The organism is Exiguobacterium sp. s194, assembly GCF_018618275.1.
Lineage (GTDB): Bacteria > Bacillota > Bacilli > Exiguobacteriales > Exiguobacteriaceae > Exiguobacterium > Exiguobacterium chiriqhucha.
Genome location: NZ_JACSLT010000009.1, coordinates 134,200 through 149,982 on the forward strand (window position 1 = coordinate 134,200; position 15,783 = coordinate 149,982).

16 protein-coding genes, 8 tRNA genes and 2 rRNA genes are annotated in these 15,783 nt (G+C 52.3%); all 26 read right to left on the reverse strand.

What is annotated here, in order from left to right; all coding sequences use genetic code 11:
* Window positions 1-84: 84 nt before the first annotated feature.
* Window positions 85-588 (reverse strand): GNAT family N-acetyltransferase, encoded by a 504-nt coding sequence (locus KNP85_RS12395; protein WP_214803291.1) that lies wholly within the window; start codon window positions 586-588, stop codon window positions 85-87.
* Window positions 576-1,049: a YfbM family protein gene (locus KNP85_RS12400; protein ID WP_051627656.1), complete on the reverse strand. Its 474-nt coding sequence runs from the start codon at window positions 1,047-1,049 to the stop codon at window positions 576-578. Before KNP85_RS12400 ends, KNP85_RS12395 begins: the two co-directional genes overlap by 13 nt.
* 72 nt (window positions 1,050-1,121) lie before the next feature.
* A complete protein-coding gene (locus KNP85_RS12405) occupies window positions 1,122-2,054 on the reverse strand; it encodes an NAD(P)/FAD-dependent oxidoreductase (RefSeq protein ID WP_251136290.1) in 933 nt (310 codons plus the stop codon).
* A 67-nt stretch (window positions 2,055-2,121) separates the two neighbouring features.
* Window positions 2,122-2,808, reverse strand: coding sequence for a DUF975 family protein (locus KNP85_RS12410; RefSeq protein WP_214803294.1), 687 nt, complete (start codon window positions 2,806-2,808; stop codon window positions 2,122-2,124).
* Window positions 2,809-2,904: 96 nt separating this feature from the next.
* A complete protein-coding gene (locus KNP85_RS12415) occupies window positions 2,905-3,111 on the reverse strand; it encodes a helix-turn-helix domain-containing protein (protein ID WP_021065857.1) in 207 nt (68 codons plus the stop codon).
* A gap of 10 nt (window positions 3,112-3,121) precedes the next feature.
* Window positions 3,122-3,601, reverse strand: a complete 480-nt coding sequence (locus KNP85_RS12420; protein ID WP_029594440.1) for a DUF2975 domain-containing protein — start codon at window positions 3,599-3,601, stop codon at window positions 3,122-3,124.
* A 113-nt stretch (window positions 3,602-3,714) separates the two neighbouring features.
* Entirely contained in the window at window positions 3,715-4,275 is a 561-nt protein-coding gene (locus KNP85_RS12425; protein ID WP_214803297.1) for a YdhK family protein, read from the reverse strand.
* Window positions 4,276-4,406: 131 nt separating this feature from the next.
* Entirely contained in the window at window positions 4,407-4,967 is a 561-nt protein-coding gene (locus KNP85_RS12430; protein ID WP_214715842.1) for a hypothetical protein, read from the reverse strand.
* Window positions 4,968-5,120: 153 nt separating this feature from the next.
* A complete protein-coding gene (locus tag KNP85_RS12435; RefSeq protein ID WP_214803300.1) occupies window positions 5,121-6,302 on the reverse strand; it encodes an MFS transporter in 1,182 nt (393 codons plus the stop codon).
* Window positions 6,303-6,519: 217 nt separating this feature from the next.
* On the reverse strand, window positions 6,520-8,316 hold the full coding sequence (gene glmS / locus KNP85_RS12440; protein WP_214803303.1) for a glutamine--fructose-6-phosphate transaminase (isomerizing): 1,797 nt from the start codon (window positions 8,314-8,316) through the stop codon (window positions 6,520-6,522).
* A gap of 359 nt (window positions 8,317-8,675) precedes the next feature.
* Window positions 8,676-10,034: a phosphoglucosamine mutase gene (glmM, locus tag KNP85_RS12445; RefSeq protein WP_021065183.1), complete on the reverse strand. Its 1,359-nt coding sequence runs from the start codon at window positions 10,032-10,034 to the stop codon at window positions 8,676-8,678.
* A 35-nt stretch (window positions 10,035-10,069) separates the two neighbouring features.
* Complete coding sequence (locus KNP85_RS12450) at window positions 10,070-11,350, reverse strand: CdaR family protein (protein ID WP_058765073.1); 1,281 nt, start codon at window positions 11,348-11,350, stop codon at window positions 10,070-10,072.
* Window positions 11,351-12,211 (reverse strand): diadenylate cyclase CdaA, encoded by an 861-nt coding sequence (gene cdaA / locus KNP85_RS12455; protein ID WP_021065185.1) that lies wholly within the window; start codon window positions 12,209-12,211, stop codon window positions 11,351-11,353.
* Between the two features lie 135 nt (window positions 12,212-12,346).
* Complete coding sequence (locus KNP85_RS12460) at window positions 12,347-12,982, reverse strand: polymer-forming cytoskeletal protein (RefSeq protein WP_029594435.1); 636 nt, start codon at window positions 12,980-12,982, stop codon at window positions 12,347-12,349.
* Window positions 12,979-13,554: an RNA polymerase sigma factor SigW gene (sigW, locus tag KNP85_RS12465; RefSeq protein WP_021065187.1), complete on the reverse strand. Its 576-nt coding sequence runs from the start codon at window positions 13,552-13,554 to the stop codon at window positions 12,979-12,981. Before sigW ends, KNP85_RS12460 begins: the two co-directional genes overlap by 4 nt.
* A 141-nt stretch (window positions 13,555-13,695) precedes the next feature.
* On the reverse strand, window positions 13,696-14,598 hold the full coding sequence (gene rocF, locus KNP85_RS12470) for an arginase (protein WP_021065188.1): 903 nt from the start codon (window positions 14,596-14,598) through the stop codon (window positions 13,696-13,698).
* 199 nt (window positions 14,599-14,797) lie between these two features.
* A tRNA-Ala gene (locus KNP85_RS12475) sits at window positions 14,798-14,873 on the reverse strand.
* Between the two features lie 15 nt (window positions 14,874-14,888).
* A tRNA-Gly gene (locus KNP85_RS12480) sits at window positions 14,889-14,963 on the reverse strand.
* A 7-nt stretch (window positions 14,964-14,970) separates the two neighbouring features.
* Window positions 14,971-15,043, reverse strand: a tRNA-Lys gene (locus KNP85_RS12485).
* A 5-nt stretch (window positions 15,044-15,048) separates the two neighbouring features.
* A tRNA-Tyr gene (locus KNP85_RS12490) sits at window positions 15,049-15,132 on the reverse strand.
* Between the two features lie 6 nt (window positions 15,133-15,138).
* Window positions 15,139-15,211, reverse strand: a tRNA-Thr gene (locus KNP85_RS12495).
* A 29-nt stretch (window positions 15,212-15,240) separates the two neighbouring features.
* Window positions 15,241-15,316, reverse strand: a tRNA-Val gene (locus tag KNP85_RS12500).
* A gap of 3 nt (window positions 15,317-15,319) precedes the next feature.
* Window positions 15,320-15,394, reverse strand: a tRNA-Glu gene (locus KNP85_RS12505).
* 5 nt (window positions 15,395-15,399) lie between these two features.
* Window positions 15,400-15,474 (reverse strand) — tRNA-Asn (locus KNP85_RS12510).
* Between the two features lie 8 nt (window positions 15,475-15,482).
* Window positions 15,483-15,598, reverse strand: a 5S ribosomal RNA gene (gene rrf, locus KNP85_RS12515).
* 96 nt (window positions 15,599-15,694) lie between these two features.
* Window positions 15,695-15,783 (reverse strand): 23S ribosomal RNA (locus tag KNP85_RS12520); the annotation flags it as partial.

The following is a 15,783-nucleotide window of genomic DNA, read 5'->3' on the forward strand; positions in this document are numbered from 1 at the left end:
TTGGTTTACCCCCTAAACTAGATAAAGATAGTTTATGTCCTAAACTATCAACCGTCAACTAAAACGACCGATGAAGTCGTTCCTTCACCGGTCGAGTGGATACACATATGTATAAAACGTCAGCGTTCTTCCTGCCCATTCCAGCTGTCGTGCCTCGCCGTCACGGATAAAGCCGGCACGCACTAATACGCGCTGGGACGCCACGTTGTCGCTTGTCGTCTCGGCTCTCAATCGTTTGAATCCAGGCAACTCGAACGTCAGCAATTGGCGCAGGGCCGCCGTGGCATACCCGCGGCCCCCATGCTCCGCCCCGACCCGGTAACCGACCTCACCAGTGTCGGCATCGGTGTGATGGACGTTCAGACGCCCGACGATTGTATCGTCGTACCACATCAAGTAATAGCATCCGTCCCCGTCCGCCTGCTCGCTCAATAGTTGCTGCAATGCCTGATGGAATGATTCCGGCTCATAGTAGGCGTCGCCACGGCTCGGGACCGAGCGTTCGAAATGTATGCGATTCGCGCACTCGAACGCATACAGCAACTCCTCATCTTGAAGACGCAACGCCTTTACGTTTACCCGATCCATGTGACGAGCGCCTCCCGTTCTCGCGACGCCTGGGCGAAGACACGTTTCAACTCATCGAACTGGTCCAATAAATACTGTTTTTCCTCGAGTCCCCACTCACGTTCAAACGGATACAGTTCCTGCTCATTCATCGTCGTGACATCGTAACGCGCTTCTAGCGCCTCCAGCTCGATGTATTGAAGCCGGGTCGACAAGTCCTCCACTTCCCCCGGCGTCAAATAAGCGATGCCCGTCTCCCCGTCGATAACGTCGCCGCCGAAGACTGCCTTGCCGAGCGAATGACGGTCAATCTCGTCCAAATCGGTCTCCCCGGTCAATAAAAAGTACAGGCCGTGCCACGCCTTATCGATATCGGTCTGTCGTTCCTCGTCTTCCAACAGTTCTTCGAAGCGGTCCGGCTCTTGAAGCAGTTCGGTCAACTCTTCGCTCGATACCCGCATGTATGCGCCAACCATCCCCATGTCTGATTCCCCTCTCCAACTCGTATGTCTGACTATTCGGCACGGTCATGAAAAAAACCTTCCGAAGAAGGTTTAGCGCATCGCTTCCGCGACACGGATTCCTGAGACGTATGCACTCTCAAATCGCGTTCGACCTGAGGCGTCGTCCGGTTCGAGGAAGACGTCACCGGCCAAAAAAATCGGCTCGGCCCGCAATCGATGGTAAGGCTCGTTCCAGACGTCGGTCGCCTGCGCGTAGCGCCACCGTTTCAACTGCTTCGATTGAATCACCGCCGACCCTGTCACCGTTTGCAACAGACGTTCAATCTCACGAAGCGTGTCTTCGTCCGCTCGTTCATACCACTCCTCGCTCCACGACTCGTCCATATAGACGCTGACGAGTTCGGTATCCGAGACGCCCTTTTGGCGGTTGTTGATGACTTTCAAGATACCCGGCGCCAAGTCTGTATCGAGGATCCCGTCCGGACCGATGCTAATCTCGCTTCTGAACTCGAACAAGCCGACAAACGTCGGGGCGTACGTCAATTCACGCAACGCCGCATTGACTGCAAAGTCAGTGAGCAAGTCGAGCGTCTGCGGGAGCGGCGACGTGATGAGGAGACGATCATACTGTCGCGTCGTCACATCCGTCTGGACGCTGACCTGACCATCTCGTGTCGTGACCGTCTCGGCCCGTTCGTTCAAATGGACGGTCAATCCGTCAGCCAACCGTTTGGCCAAGGCGTTCATCCCGTCGACGGCGACGTAGCGCGGATACGGGTCGGCGTACCACACGTTGACCCACCCTTTCGTCTGCCAGTCGGCGACATCTTGTTTGAGTTCTTCCCCTCGTACGGTGAAATAGACAGCCCCGTGATCGGCTTTGCCGTCTCCGATCCGTCTCGTCGCCAAGCGTCCCCCGACGCTCCGACTCTTTTCAATCAATTCAACTGTATGACCGTGACGGGCGAGGTCGCGTGCTGCGACAATCCCGCTCAGTCCGGCACCAATAATACCGATGTTCATGTCCATTCCCCCTTCTGTCAGGAAGATTGTATCATGACCGAGGACCCGTCGCCGGAATCGATGCGCTTCACGCCGACCGATTCCATTGCTCATCATACTCACGGCGCGTGTCTTCATACATGACGGCGAAACGGCTGACGATGAACGGGCGGATGAGTGCAATCGCAACGAGGTAAATCAACGATCCGAGAATGACGGATTCGATGCTGATAAAGAACGTCAATCCGACCAAGAATAGCGGGATGAATGGCAAAATCAACTTGAATGCCTCCCACTTTCGTCCGCGCATCAACGTCCGTGATTTCGTGATCGCCTCCGTGATGGACAAATCGGGCTCGTCGCGCAAGATAAAGAAGGTGAAGGCGTACGAGAAGTACTTCACGATGCCTGGTACAAGCAGTAACAATGACCATAGCACTTGGAACAACATGACAAGCAATCCGGCAAGCAAATGTTTACCGTAGCGATGTCGGAACGGCGTAAAAACATCGCGTAACGACGACGACTTCCCGCGGACCGTTTCTAACATCAACCAGTTGTAACCGATGATGACCGGGAGCAGTCCCGCGTACAAGATGAGACCCGCTAGACTGATCAACGTGAGTGCCAATGAATCATATTCGAACCCGAAATAATACGGATCCATCATCAATCCAATCTCTAATACAATCGAGCACACAAATGACCAGATAATCAATGTACCCGTCTTCCCTTTTACTGCGGCGCGCGCCCGTTCATTCCATGTCTGAATCATCTTGTTTCCCCTTTTCGTTCTTCTTTCCTGTCTTATACGCAACGTGATGGAAAATGTTTCAAACTCCACAAAAAAACAGGGCAATCGCCCTGTCCATCACTCTTCCCGATATTCTAAAATGTCGCCCGGCTGACAGTCGAGCGCCTGACAGATTGCTTCAAGCGTCGAGAAACGAATCGCTTTCGCTTTGCCGGTCTTTAAAATCGACAAATTCGCCATCGTGATGCCCACTTTTTCAGACAGCTCGGTCACACTCATCTTTCGTTTCGCCAACATTACGTCAAGATTTACGATAATCGCCATATGTCTCACCTCAGACCGTCAAATCATTTTCTTGCTTCATGTCGATGGCACGCTTCAATAGTTTCTGTAACAGTTCCGCGAATACGGCGACGACGAACGCGGCAAACACAAAGACGAGCCCGATGAGAAGGAACCCAGGCGCATCATCTCGCTCGGCGAACCAGTAGAAGAACGGGAGCGTCCCGATATAGACGGCCGTGATCGCCAACGCACAATACTTGATCGTGCGGAGTGATTGGACAGCCCGATACGAGAACCCTTCGTCGCGGTCGATCAACCGGAGCAGCATGAACGCTTGGAACAACGCAATGAAGAACGGGATGGCCGATACATACATACCAATCACAATCGGACGAATCGAGTCCTCAATCCAACTCCCACTCTCGACCGCCTCGCGCCAAATGTACGGAAGCAAAAACAAGCAGGCCGCCACAATCGGGACAGCCAGAACGAATACGGCCAACCGTAAAAAAACCGTCTCTCGTTTCATGATTCAGACACCTCACCTCGTTTGATACCTTCATCATAATCTTATTTTTATCGTTTATCAATAAATAATCGTCGTTAATAAATAAAAACCTCAGGATATCCTGAGGTTGATCTTTATTTTAAGGCTTCGAGTTCATCCTCTGTGACCCATTTGTGGTTCGTGACGTCTTCCCCGTCGTTTGTCGTGAAGTCGACCATATACACCGTCGTCTGTTCGGCCGAATCAATCGTCGCCTCGGCGCCGTCCATCCCGTCCATATGGTCTGTGGCCAGAGTGGCTTCGGTTCCTTCTTCTAACGGTGCCTCGCCTGGATTGTCGAGTTCTTCGTGAATGACCCACTTGTGATCTTCGACCGGATTGCCCCCATCCGTCGGGGTATAAGAGACCGAATAGACGGTCGTGTCATATGCACCGACGATTGTCGCCTCGGTGCCATCCATGCCCGGCATATGGTCGGCCGTCATCATCGCGGTCGACCCGACCGGGAACGTCGGATCTGTCGCTTCACTTAATCCGCTCGGCACCTCTCCTGATCCCGAATGGTCCATCATCGAATGGTCCGAATGTTCTTCTGTCGAGTCGCTCGTCTGCTCCTCCTCGGCATCTCCACAAGCTGCCAAAGTCGTCGCGAGCAACATCACGCTCAAACCGGTCATCCATTTTTTCTGTCTCATCGAATCTCTCCCTTACGTCTTTATCTTTATACGTTACCCTGCTATCGAGGTGGTGAGACGTTTTTGAGACCGATGCGATGATTTGTTATCGCTTTGATACATTAAAAGACCGCCTCGCGGCGATCTTCTAATTAATTCGCGTGCTTCACATCCTCGAACAAGCCGAGCGCGAACCCGGCCACCGCTCCGATCGTCGTCACGATGAGCACGTAATTCAAATCAACCCCTTGCCAGAACTGGCCTTGCATCACGTTCGTGACTTCAATCAAGACGGTCAACACGAGTGCCGTGACGAAGCTGGCCAATAGGAAGAAGCCGAGTGCCTTCTTCCCGTACACGATGACGCCGAGCATCGTACCGAAGGCCGTCGTCACCATAATCAGGAATGCCGTGTTTCCGTACGTGTCACCGAGCGTCGGGAAGATGGCTGCGAACGTTTCACCGACCGCAAACCCGAGCAAGATGGAGGCGACCATGCCAATCGTGCTCAAACCGACATTTCGAATCAAGTGTTCTCGGTGACCGAGCAATAAGAACAACAAGATGCTGCCGACGACACCGGTGAGGAACGTGACGAGCACACCGGCTTCAATGAAGAGACTGAAGAGGAAACTGCTGAGTAGGAACGACACTAAACCAATCAACAACCCGATTGCCCAATGCGTCCGGTGACTTCCATGGACAATGTTCATGATGCTCATCCCCTTTTATGCGTCCTACTATCCTATTGACCACTTTTTCAACTATGAAACGAGTTCTCTCTTTCTAGTTGGCGGTTTCCAATCGAATTCTCCACATCGTCACAAAAAGACCGTCCCCAAACGAATCACGGGACGGTCTGTGCCTCAATGGTGCTTGATTTTTCTCAAGAAAACCAACATCGGGAGGAGCAAGAGCGCCGCTGCCCCAAGCCCTCCTTGAATCGACGTGTAAAGGGCGAGCAATCCAATCAGCGGACCCCCGGCGACTTGACCGAACGCGTCGACCTGACCGAACATCGACAAAATCGTCGCCCGGCCTTTCGATGGGAGCCGCTCGTTCGTCATGACGCTCATGAGCGGATAGTGCACGTTACGCAGTGCCGCAATCGTCCAATACAGCAACACGGCCAACCAAAACTGTCCGACCGAGGCGAAAGCAAGCATCGCGATGATGAGCAGCACGTTGAACCAAAACAAGGTCGTCGCATAGCGTCCTTTGACGTATAGCTCGACACCTTTCAATACCAACATGTTGAGTTGAAACGCGACGGCATAGAACAAGCCGAACCAATACACGGCCGCCTGTTCCGACAACTGGAACGTCTCAATCAAATGCGCGCCCCATAACCGGTCGAATCCTTCACTAGCGAGACCCCAGACGAGCGTGATGGCAGCCAAGCCGACGAGAATCGAATTGCCACGGATATGGGTGTATCCGTCCCGAACCGTCCGTTTCGCTTGCACGAGATTCGACGTATCGGCTCGCGTGATCGGTTCGAACCGCGTCTCTGGCAAGACGCGCCATGCGATGACCGCGAGCGTCACCAACATCCCCCCGGCAAGCACGATTGTCATTTGGACAGACGTGACTTCAGCGAGGAGGACGGCGAACCCAATTCCGACGAAGCGGCCGAGCGAGCTATACTGTGCACCTCGCAAAAACACTTGTTCTAAGCCGTCATTCCCCATCTCATCGGTAATCCATGCCTGTTCGGCCCCGCTGATGAACGTCCAGCCGATACCCCATAACGCTGACGCGAACGCGATGGCCCAAAATTCAGGGATGCCCCCTTCTAGCAAATGGGCCAGTCCAATCAAACCGATACCGATGACCATCGACCGCTTCCGCCCATATAAATCGGCGACGAGACCGGTCGGTAGCTCAAATAGTAAAATCGATACTTCTAATATCGTTCCGATCAAGACGAGTTGTAACGCATTCAACTCGGTGGTCGTCACATAATAGATGGCGTTCAACGTGAACACCATCTGTATGATGAGCGAACGCGAACTCGATACTGCATAATACAGCTGTTGAATCTTCAATTGTATATTCCTCCGATAGGATTGTTCCAATACAGTGAATCATCGGAGGAGGTGGCCAACTTATGAACGCACGTCCTCCGGCAGGATGAATGTGTCAAATAGTTGGATTTGCATGGCGTTCTCTCCTTAGTCGTTATACCTTCAGTATACAAGCCGGTTCGCATGACGTAAATCACAACAAAAAAAGCCAAGATCCCGAAAGATCTTGGCCTATCATTTATTCGACTGTGACTGATTTCGCCAAGTTACGTGGCTTGTCGACGTCGCAGTCACGCGCAAGTGCCGCGTAATAAGAAATGAGTTGAAGCGGTAATACCGTCACGAGCGGCGTGAGCAGTGGCTCGACACGCGGCAAGACGAATGAATCACTCTCGTGTTCCATGCCTTCCATCGAAATCGTGCAAGCAACGGCGCCACGAGCGACAACTTCCTTGATGTTTCCGCGGATGTTGAGGTGCGTGTTCGGTTGCGAGACGAGTGTGATGACCGGTGTGCCATCTTCAATCAAGGCGATCGGTCCGTGCTTGAGCTCACCACCTGGGTAGCCTTCTGCTTGGATATACGAGATCTCTTTGAGCTTGAGGGCACCTTCGAGACCGACGTATGAATCCATACCGCGACCGAGGAAGAACGCGTTGCGTGACTCTTTCAAGAACTTGTCTGCCAATTGCTCAAAGATTTCTTTTTGAGCCATGACCGAGTCCATGATCGTCGCGATACGCGCGAGCTCTGTCATGAGGTCAAACGGAAGCTTCTTGCCGTTCGCACGAGCGATGTCGTAGGCGAGGATGGCGAGCACGGCGATTTGGGCCGTGTACGCTTTCGTCGATGCGACCGCAATTTCCGGGCCGGCGTGGAGGAGCATCGTCTCGTTCGCTTCACGTGAGAGCGTCGAACCGGCAACGTTCGTGAGTGTAAGCGCCTTGTAGCCGCGCTTCTTCACTTCGACGAGGACGGCACGGCTGTCCGCTGTCTCACCTGATTGTGAGATAAAGAGGAACAACGGCTTCTCTGTGAGGAGTGGCATGTTGTAACCGAACTCAGAAGCGACGTGCACTTCTGTCGGCACACCTGCGACGCGCTCAATCAATTGCTTGCCGACAAGACCAGCGTGGTAACTCGTACCGCAAGCGACGATATAGATGCGGTCCGCTTCCGATACGAGCGAGCGCACGCCTTCCGTCAGCTCGATGTCACCGTTCTCGTTCTGGTAGTGTTGGATGATGTTGCGGATGACGGCCGGTTGCTCGTCCATCTCCTTCAACATGTAGTGCGCGTACGTGCCCTTCTCGATGTCTGACGCATCGATCTCGGCCGTGTACGGGGCACGTTCGAGGACTTCGCCGTCGAGCGTCTTGATCGTCGCCGATTCGCGCGTCAAGATGACGATCTCGCCGTCGTGGAGCTCGAGGTACTGGTCTGTCACTTGGAGCATCGCCATCGCGTCAGACGCCACGACGTTGAACGTTCCGTCGCCGAGTCCGACGAGGAGTGGTGACTTGTTCTTGCCGATGTAGAGGCGCTCTTTGTCCTCTGAGTCGATCATCGCGATTGCGTACGAACCGTGGAGCTCAGCCAACGTCTTGCGGAACGCCGCCTCGACGTCGCCAAGTTCGACGAAGTTCTTCTCCATCAACTGGACGATGACTTCCGTGTCCGTCTCCGAGAGGAACGGGACGTCGAGCGTCGCCTTGATCTGCTCGTCGTTCTCGATGACACCGTTGTGGACGAGCGTGAAGCGGCCCGTCGTGCTCTGGTGCGGGTGGGCGTTCGGGACGCTCGGCACACCGTGTGTCGCCCAACGTGTGTGACCGATTCCGATCGTGCCATCTACTTCTGCTGGGACGACTTCGCGTAGCGCAGCGATTCGGCCGACTTCTTTATGCACGTTCACGTTATCATGCATCAAAGCAAGACCTGCCGAGTCATAACCACGGTACTCAAGTTTTTCAAGACCTTTGAGAAGGATTTCCTTCGCTCCGGTGTTCCCAATCATTCCTACAATTCCACACATACAAAAATCTCCCTTTATTTTCGATTTCTCGAAAAAGGAAACGGGCTTTTTCTAAGAGCTGTCAACGCGCTCCCCTTTGGCCGTCCGGTCGCCCGGGCGTTTTGAGGGTTTGCTTGTAGTCGTGACAGGCGACTAGGAGGCATCCGCCGAAAACTCGATAACCTCCAACCTCGTCAACTCCGTAGAGTTCTGGCGCTTGTTTCGTACTGGGTGTCCTTCCGTTTCTAAGGGCACGCTCTTAATAGTACAAATCACACCTCCATTCGTCAAGAAAATCACATAATTTCACAGTGACAAAACGGAAACAAAAAGGGAACCCGCAGACGGATTCCCTTGTTTTATTCCCTATTTCGACAAAATTATCCTTCTACACCGTAATCTTCGCGGACAACTTGTGCAATTCGTTCGACATAACGGTCACACTCTTCTGATGTCGGTGCTTCCGCCATGACGCGCACGAGCGGTTCCGTACCAGAAGCGCGGACGAGGATGCGGCCGTTGCCGTTCATTTCTGCTTCCGCTTCTTGAATCGTCGCGAGAACGCGGTCGCCGTTCATCGCCTCGTTTTTGTCCGTGACACGGATGTTGACGAGTTTTTGTGGGTAGACCGGCATCTCAGCCGCGAGTTCTGATAGCTTGCGGCCTGTCGTCTTCACGATTTGGGCGAGTTGAACGCCAGAGAGCATGCCGTCTCCCGTCGTCGAGTGGTCGAGGAAGATGAGGTGACCCGACTGCTCGCCACCGAGTGTGTAGTTGTGTTTCTTCATCTCTTCGACGACATAACGGTCACCGACCGCCGTCTGAAGCGCCGTCATACCAGCATCTTCAACCGCTTTATGGAAGCCGAGGTTACTCATGACCGTCGCGACAATCGTGTTGTCTTTGAGACGGCCTTTCTCGCTCAAGTACTTCCCGCAGATGTACATGATTTTATCGCCGTCGACGATATCACCGTTCTCATCGATTGCAATCAAGCGGTCGCCGTCGCCGTCAAAGGCGAGACCCATGTCCGCTCCTTTTTCACGAACGAACTGTGCCAAATGCTCAGGGTGTGTCGAGCCGACACCTTCGTTGATGTTCAAGCCGTTCGGCGAGTTGCCAATCGTCGAGACGTTCGCTTCGAGGTCAGCAAACAGACGTGCTGCCAATCCGCTCGTCGCACCATGGGCGCAGTCAAGGGCAATATGGAGACCGTCGAAATCTTCGTCAACCGTCTGTTTCAACATTTGAAGGTACTTCTGTGCACCCTCGTAGTAGTCTGAGACAAAGCCGAGGTCTTTTCCGACCGGGCGTGGCAACGTGTCTTCCGCCGCATCCAAAATCGCTTCGATTTCCGCTTCTGTCGCGTCGTCGAGCTTGAAGCCGTCGCTACCGAAGAACTTGATGCCGTTATCGGCTACCGGGTTGTGCGATGCCGAGATCATGACACCAGCCGTCGCATCGAGCGACTTCGTCAAATAAGCGACACCTGGCGTCGAGATGACGCCGAGACGCATCACTTCGGCTCCGATTGATAGGAGACCCGCGATGAGCGCACCTTCAAGCATATGACCTGAAATGCGTGTGTCACGGCCAATCAATACTTTTGGCTGTTCGCCGGCTGGCAAGTGTTTCGATAACACGTAGCCGCCCGCACGACCTAAACGATATGCTAACTCTGCTGTCAATTCTGAGTTCGCGACACCGCGGACTCCATCAGTTCCAAAATATTTACCCATAAATTCAATTCCTCACTTTTGTATGATTGAACGCCTCATTGAATCGAGGACGTTTCGGTTTGTTCATCGACGCTCGTTAACTCGATGTCGATTGTCTTCGGTGAGACGACGGTCACACCTTTTGGTACTTCATAGTCGACGTCGACCCCGTGTAACCCGCTCGGGAGGCCCGTCAAATCCAAGGTCACACTCACACTGTTCGACGTAATGCTCTCTAAGAGGGACCGCTTCCCGGACAAGGTGACCCCGATGACTTCAGGGGCTTGGAGCGTAAAGTTCGTTCGGTCATATCCTCGTACGGTCACAGGTACTGTCAATCGGACTCGTTCCGTCAATTCACCCGTGTCGTCTCGCGATTCATCCGCCGCTCGAACGAGCAATTGGACTTCCACTTGCTTCGTCTCAAGCGATGAGGCACCCTCCGGCACGGCGAGCGTTGCGGTCACTTTTCCGGTCTTGTCGATGCCATCTAAATCGATCGGCTCCGTCTCGACGGTGTCGATTGCATCGAGCACGTCTGGTGGCGCAAAGACACGGACTTCCGTCTCTTCTAGCAACGTGTCGACGAGTCTGAAATCATCTGCCACGTCACCGGTCGTCACCGCCTCAATCGGGAAGACGGCACTTTGTTCGTAGACCGGGACCGACACACTGATGATGTTCGGTTCGACGGTAACATTGAGCGGATTGCCATTGGCATCTAAAATCGTTGGCGTCAATTCACGCGTGAACGTTTGACTTTGATTGGCGACATCGACGTTCAACGTGATTTCTTGAACGTTTTGAATCCGACTGGCACCGCCTGACACTTTCACTGTCGTCGGTTCGATGTCGGCGTCACCGACCACTTTCCCTTCTGGCAATTGGTCTTTATTCAATAGGTTGACCGATACCGGGACTTCGACCGTCTGTTTGCGGTCAATATAGATTTCGACCGTATCCCGCTCGAGTTCGACGTTGACGTCTCCGCCAAAGCCGCGTGCCTCGACCGGAACGCGATGGAAGCCTGTCCCAAGGTTCGTTAAATCGACGAAGACTTGATAATCTTTCACCAACTTGGTCATCGTCAAACTGCTGGACGGACCTTGCAGTTCGACGCTCATTTCTTCTGGGACGTTATATGCCACGTACTGCACCTCATCGAAGAACACTTCGACGGGAACGTCGAGCGTCATCGAACTTTGTCCGACAATCGGGAGGGCGTTTGTGGAGTTGGTCGACGAACTCGTCTCGGCGACCATGAAATAAAGTAGGATGGCTAAAGCAAGTGCGATGACGCGGAGAAACCATTTATGTTGTAACCACTGATCAATCACTTACTTGTCCCCCCCTTTTTTATTGAAGAACGAGAGTGTCGTCTCTTTTTCTTCAATAACGAGTTCTTGGATCAATTTATTGCGAAGTCCCTCCTCATCCAACTCTCGATACAGACGTCCCGCAATCGCGAGCGACACGGCGCCTGTTTCTTCAGAGACGGTGAGCGTCACGCTATCCGTCACTTCACTGACCCCGATGGCGGCCCGGTGTCGGGTACCTAGCGCTTTATCGATATGTGGACTTTCCGACAATGGTAAATAACAGGCTGCTGCCGCAATTTTCCCATCTTGGATAATCATTGCCCCATCATGGAGCGGGGTGTTCGGAATGAACAGGTTGATAATCAGTTGTGACGTGATGTGTGAATCCATGCGGATCCCGGTCTCGACATACTCATTCAATCCCGTATCGCGTTCAATCGCAATCAGCGCACCGATGCGACGTTTTGACATATATTGTGCCGAGCTGACAATCGCTTCAATCATTTGACGCTGTTTATCCTCGTCACTCGTGCTCGTGCGACCGAACAAGTTACTCGTTCGCCCTAGATGCTCGAGCCCACGTCGGAGTTCCGGTTGGAAGATGATGATAATCCCAAGTAATCCGTAGGTGATGACCTGGTTCAATAAGAACTGTAACGTCTTCAACCCAAAGAATCCGCTGAGGAACCAGCTGACAAGGATGATGGAAATCCCTTTAATCAATTGGACCGCTTTTGTCCCACGTACAATCATCATCAATTTGTAGATGACATACGTGACGACGACAATATCTAAAACATCATTCAAATAATCGTACCAATGTACGTTTTCTGAAAGACTAAAGAATGATAAGAATGAAACCTGTTCAAGTAGCGGCAAATGCTCCCCTCCTCAACTACCTAGCCAATTCGTGCAAATTACATTATATCACATTTCTGAAACCACGCATCGCCAGACGATAAAACGAAACCAGATTGAAACGAACAAAAAAGACGCCGTCTCCGGCGCCCTCTTTTAGAAGATTTGTTTGAACGAATACCACATCCACTCAAACATCCGATCGATTTGTTCGAGTTCTCCCGTGACTTCTCCAGCGCTAGCCAGATAAGCCCGACCATTTACGGCCGTCGCGTTCCCGTTGACCGTCCCTTCAATCCGGAGGTCACCGCCTTGCACCGTGATGTCCCGCTCGACGGTTACACCTTGTGGGACGACCACCTCGTTCGATGTCACAACGATGCCCGGCACTTTCGTGTATGTCATCGTCTCCGTCGATTCATTCCATAAGCCAAGTGTCGCGCTCGACATCAAACTAAAGAAGAGAGCGGCCGCCATCAGTCCTGGATGCTTACGGAACCACGTCATCCATTTAGATTGTGGTTTCTGTTTTGTCCGGACTTTTTCTTCAAATCGAGTCACTGGTGCGACCTCGACCCGTGCTTTCGCTTCCGGTAAGGACGCCATGACACGGGCTGTAAAATCATCGGATAGTTTGGGCCGTGGTAAGGCCTTCAGTTCGGCATCTATTCGTTCGTAGTGGAGGTACGCTTCATATAAATCGTCGTCCTCCAACAATTGACGTAGTTCGTCAGATTCTTCGGGCAGGATGCCATCTTCCAAATATTGTTGTACTTTTTCTTCAGGAGTCAATTGAACCCCTCCCTGTTTTGAAAGATTGTTTTTAACATTTCTCTTCCCCGGAAGATCCTTGTTTTAACCGTAGCAACCGGCATATCGATCATGACGCTAATTTCCTTAAGCGATAAGTCATCCACGTATTTCAATAGCAATGGAATCCGATACTTGTCGGGCAGCTGTTTAATCGCTTCATGCATCTCGCCTCGAATTTCGCGATGAACGACTTGGGCGTCGGGTTGGGGTGCTTCATCAGCCAAGTGGTCCTGGTAGGTCAAGCCATCGGTGCCCGCAATCTCGGCATCCATTGAATATTCCGGCTTTCGCTTTCTCAGACGGTCGATTGCCACGTTTGTCGCAATCCGGTAAATCCACGTCTTGAACTTGTACTGGGGATCATACGTATCGATTCGGGTATACGCCCGAATAAACGTCTCCTGAGCAGCATCTTCCGCTTCGCCTCGATCATATAATATCTTATAAGCGACAGCAAAGACACCATCCTTGTACAGTTCTACCAGCTCAGCAAACGAATCATGATTCCCCGACCTTAATTCGTCGACTAAACGGGTGGTCAGCCGTTCCATCAGTCCACTTCCCCTCTCCGCAACCTATGCGGTCATCCTTCTATACGGATTTGTCTCTATGTAGGTTTCATTAAAATCGCATGACAATAAAAAAAGTTTCCAAGTCCATTGTAGCAAACAGACTTGGAAACTGTAAGGTCGTCAGACAGTTTCACTTTCCAATAACAGGTTTTCTTTGGATTTCAAAATCGTCTTACATAACTCGAACGCCAACTGGGCCGTTGTGTCATCATGATCGAGCGATGGATTTAATTCTACGAGTTCGACCGCAATCAAATCGTCAGCCTTCATCACTTCGGCCAAGATGGCTTTGCCTTCTTCGGCGGTCAGTCCTTGATCGACTGGCGTGCCGGTACCTGGAACAAGTTTCGCATCCAAGCTATCCATATCGAAGCTAAGATAGAACCGGTCCACACGTGCGCGCAAATAAGCGAGTGCCTCGTCCATCATGACGTCGACGCCCCGTGTCCGAATCTCTTCGACCGTGATGACTTTAATACCGAGTCGATTGATTTCTCGAATTTCACCTTCGTCGATATCCCGAAGCGCCATATACACCAAATGTTCGGGCGCGAGTTTCGGTTCACGTCCACCGACCTCGGTCAGGCGGATATCTCCCATCCCCATCGCCGCAGCAAGTGGCATCCCATGAATATTGCCCGATGGTGAGGTCTCACCCGTGTTCAGGTCAGCGTGCGCATCGACCCAGATGACACCGTATGGCCCCGTTTTGGCAAGACCCGCCAGCGTTCCGATTGCCATGCTGTGATCGCCCCCAACGATCAACGGGAATCGCTTCGCTTGAATGTCTGCATCGACGACCTCCGCGAGTTCTTGGACCGTGTATAAGACTCCATCTACCCGCTTCAAATGCTCTTCACTGTTAATCATTTCAGATTCAGGTAAGACACGGATCGTCTGTTGCTTCGTTTCTGCTGGCAATAGTGTTTCCAATCCGAGTGTCCGTAATTTTGATGGACCTTGCTCTACGCCATGTTTCCCCTGTCCATAACGTAGCGGTACTTCAATATATGACCAATTCATCCCCATTCCCCCTTGAACGTTTATAACTTCATTGTAAACGCTACCAAACGCGTGGTTCAACTTCACACAATGATGAATAAACATACAAAAAGGCAGCCTGAATGGTGGCAGGCTGCCTTTCTCTGTACTCTCAAGTGAATGGTTCATGGATTTAGGCAAAAAAAAACTTAAGTCATAAGTAACTTAAGAAAAAAACAAATGGTGGAGCCTAGCGGGATCGAACCGCTGACCTCCTGCGTGCAAGGCAGGCGCTCTCCCAGCTGAGCTAAGGCCCCGTCAAGGGAATAATATGGAGCGGAAGACGGGATTCGAACCCGCGACCCCGACCTTGGCAAGGTCGTATTCTACCACTGAACTACTTCCGCATAAAAATGAGCCATGCAGGGCTCGAACCTGCGACCCTCTGATTAAAAGTCAGATGCTCTACCAACTGAGCTAATGGCTCAAACCTGGTGGGGGGGGGCGGATTCGAACCGCCGAACCCGAGGGAGCGGATTTACAGTCCGCCGCGTTTAGCCACTTCGCTACCCCCCCAAGGAGTGCCGGCGAAAGGATTCGAACCCTCGACCCTCTGATTACAAGTCAGATGCTCTACCAACTGAGCTACACCGGCATATATGGTTTGATTATTTATTAAAAAGATGGTGGAGGATGACGGGATCGAACCGCCGACCCCCTGCTTGTAAGGCAGGTGCTCTCCCAGCTGAGCTAATCCTCCAAATGGTGACCCGTACGGGATTCGAACCCGTGTTACCGCCGTGAAAGGGCGGTGTCTTAACCGCTTGACCAACGGGCCTTAATTGGCTCCGCAAGTAGGATTTGAACCTACGACCTACCGGTTAACAGCCGGTTGCTCTACCACTGAGCTATTGCGGAACGATCTTGCCTGGCAGCGTCCTATCCTCACAGGGGGAGACCCCCAACTACTTTCGGCGCTGAAGCGCTTAACTTCCGTGTTCGGCATGGGAACGGGTGTGGCCGCTTCGCTATCGCCACCAGACAAAAGAATATTAACATCGCCCCAAGGGCGTGTCAATCCATTTCAGGGTTGTTCCCTGAAAACTGAAGACTCATCAATTCACACAAACCATTAGACTAGATCAAAGCCTCGACCGATTAGTATCATTCAGCTCCACACGTCGCCGTGCTTCCACCCATGACCTATCTACCTCATCGTCTCTGAGG